Source organism: Gilliamella sp. App6-5 (assembly GCF_001690525.1).
GTDB lineage: Bacteria > Pseudomonadota > Gammaproteobacteria > Enterobacterales > Orbaceae > Gilliamella > Gilliamella apicola_H.
Map to the genome: position 1 here is coordinate 1 of NZ_LZGT01000035.1, position 3218 is coordinate 3218.

The 3218-nt window shown below is 38.5% G+C and carries 2 protein-coding genes and 1 pseudogene; all 3 read right to left on the minus strand.

Annotated elements, in window-relative coordinates; translation table 11 throughout:
* Positions 1–676: pseudogene (locus A9G24_RS04130) on the minus strand (hypothetical protein); the annotation flags it as partial.
* 110 nt (positions 677–786) lie between these two features.
* A complete protein-coding gene (locus tag A9G24_RS04135; RefSeq protein WP_065637903.1) occupies positions 787–1971 on the minus strand; it encodes a DUF6708 domain-containing protein in 1185 nt (394 codons plus the stop codon).
* Positions 1971–3218, minus strand: a 1248-nt coding sequence (locus A9G24_RS04140; protein WP_065637904.1) for a hypothetical protein, incomplete at its 5' end; no start/stop codon positions are given. The genes A9G24_RS04135 and A9G24_RS04140, both read right to left, overlap by 1 nt.

A 3218-nucleotide genomic window follows, 5' to 3' on the forward strand; every position in this document is an offset into this window, starting at 1 on the left:
GATTATAAGTGTTTTTGCCTACGCCCACGGACTGTGCAACGGGAAAGCCAGTTTTATAAGGGTGAAAGGAGAACACATTAACTAAGTTAGTACCACCCATATCCGAGCCAGTCTCGCCAAAATTAGCGGGCATAATATGTTCCCATTTAAACACCGCAATGCCACCACAATATTTAGGGCGTTGTACATACACTTGCCGTGTTACCCGATTAAACCGTACCCGAATATGGCGAAGCGTGAATAACTCTAAGCGACAGATATAACGGAAGTAGCGGATGCATAAATAAGCAGAGACTAAAAAAATGATTGCAAAAAATACCATTGCAAATATTCCGGAACCAATTTTATAATTATCCCATTCATTATTGTATAATTTTAAAGCCACTTTAAGTGCGAAATAACCTCCTGATGCTGTAATAAAAAATATAGCTAAACTAATCCAAGTAATAATCCCCCGAAAATTTTCAAGCATACCTCCTCGTATCTCTAAATAGCGATCGTTATAGGCATAATAAGGTCCTATCGGGCGTGGATTATGACTGACCGACTCTGTGGTATAATCTTTGGCGACTTCGCTTAACTTCATTGAGTTATCAGAATAATCTTTTTTCAATTTTTTACGTGTTGCGGTTTTAATAGCACTACTTAACCAAAATAAATATTCACCAATATACATTAAAATGTCCCCTGAATTGCTTGATGAAACTCACTTAGCTCCTCGGTTAAGTCATCAAATTGATCACGTTTGGCATCTTTACTAAAGCAGCCACAATCTAACCTTACCAATTAATCCTCTGAATTCTCTTTTATGGGCTTTTCTGCTTGTTTTGTTGCTTTTGTTTTTCTTTTTCGGCTGGCTTTTTTCTTGGGTCTTTTAAATTGACCATAGTCGATAAGTTCGCCCGTTTCGTCATCAATTACGCCCCACTCTTGGCTATTATCTAAAATCGCCTTTTGTACCTCGGGTGGGTAATCCGATAGGGTGGTTTCTTTTGGTAAAGGTTTACCGGGTATACCCGCTTGCCTGATCACTTTTGGCCAACGAGGTTGCCAGCATAGGCATTCCGAAATAAAGTAACCCATAGTATAAAATGGCAATAAGATTAAAAAGACGGGGATTAACATTAAAATCATGATCACACTGGGGTTATTTTTTGCCAGATGGATCATGGGGCTAATATGTCCCTCAACACCGTGAAAGGGCATGGGTAAGTGGGTACTTAGGCGTGGTTTAGGCAGGTTTTTCGGACCGTCTTCCATATAACGGCGGATAAATTCCCACTCGTCTTTATAATCTTGAGGATTATAAGTGTTTTTGCCTACGCCCACGGACTGTGCAACGGGAAAGCCAGTTTTATAAGGGTGAAAAGTAAACAAGTTAACCACATTAGTACCGCCCATATCCGAGCCAGTCTCGCCAAAATTAGCGGGCATAATATGTTCCCATTTAAACACCGCAATGCCGCCACAATATTTAGGGCGTTGTACATACACTTGCCGTGTTACCCGATTAAACCGTACCCGGATATGGCGAAGCGTGAATAATTCCAAGCGACAGACATAGCGGAAGTAACGGATGCATAAGTAAGTAGAAACTAAAAATATAATTAAAAAAAATATTATTGCAAATATACCCGAGGCAACATTACCACGCTCATGATGATATAATTTGAGTAAAATATTTAATCCCAAATCTCCACTAGAATAAGGAATAAAAAATATAGCTAAACTAATCCAAGTAATAATTCCCCGAAAATTTTCAAGCATACCTCCTCGTATCTCTAAATAGCGATCGTTATAGGCATAATAAGGCCCTATCGGGCGTGGATTATGACTGACCGACTCTGTGGTATAATCTTTGGCGACTTCGCTTAACTTCATTGAGTTATCAGAATAATCTTTTTTCAATTTTTTACGTGTTTCAGGTTTAATTGCACTACTTAACCACAATATAAATTCACCAATATACATTAAAATGTCCCCTGAACTGCTTGGTAAAACTCGTTTAACTCTTCAGTTAAGTCATCAAATTGATCACGTTTGGGATCTTTACTAAAGCAGCAACGATCTAACCATTTTTGTAATGCATTATCGTCAAAAATCATAATAACGACACACACTACGATAGTAAATAAGGTTGCAACAAACCCTACCGCGCCAATTACTATAGCTACCCCTCGTTGCAATGCTGTTCGTCCTAAAAATAACCCCCATTCAGCCATAGCTACCCAAATAGTTCGCTTAATACTTTCATTTACAATTCTTTCTAGCCATGGAACTAAAGAACCTAATGCCGCTAAGAATTGTGATATACTAAGCGCGAAGGTTGCCATTGCTCTAGCATAATAAGCTATTGCTATTATATCGTTATTTTGTTCACTTGCTTTTTTACCATCTATAAAATCAAAGTATACGGACATTCCTCCTGCCATTGCCGATAAGGTCGCACCCCATAAAAATATTCGGCCAAAGGCATTACGCGTTGTAATTGTGGTCATCGATTTTGGATCTCTACCGATACAACATTCAATAACACTAGTCCTTATTTGGAATATTGCAGCCATGGTTGTCATCCCTGATGCAACAAGTTCGGCTCGTTCTCGCCAATTTTTCCATTTGCCTTGTGTAATTTTTCGGATTGTGTCATAAGCGCTAAACCCGAAAACGATCATGGCAATTCGGGTATTAACCAGATCGGCATTTTGAAAATGCTCCCTCGCTCTACGGGTTATTTGTCCAGCGCCTTTTGCTGGGTCAGCGGTAAAACTTTTTCCACAAATATTAATGCGTAAACCATACAGCTTTCGCGCCTCTTTATTAATTCTAGACAAAATCATATTACCAAAAAAGTTAAGAACTCGCTGTTCAGCCTGTGTTGAAGTTACCTTTAAAAAATGTCGTACTAAATCAGCAAATGAGATTGATAATAATGCAATAGGCAAGCCACGTGTCGCCAAGTCATCAATTATGGGACCCGTTTGATTAATATGGTCTGTGATTTTATTAAGTAAATCAACGGCGGTGTCAATTGTTGATAGATGGTCAGTATTTGTAATAGGGCCATCGCTGATGATGATTTTTTTTTGCAAATCCAGATACTCATTAATTGTATCGATTATGCTTGTAATATTAAAACTATATGCACGCCAACATAAATTTTCACGGGTAATTTTGGAGGCACTCCACCACTTATCAAATTGTTTTCTTACAGAAGGCGA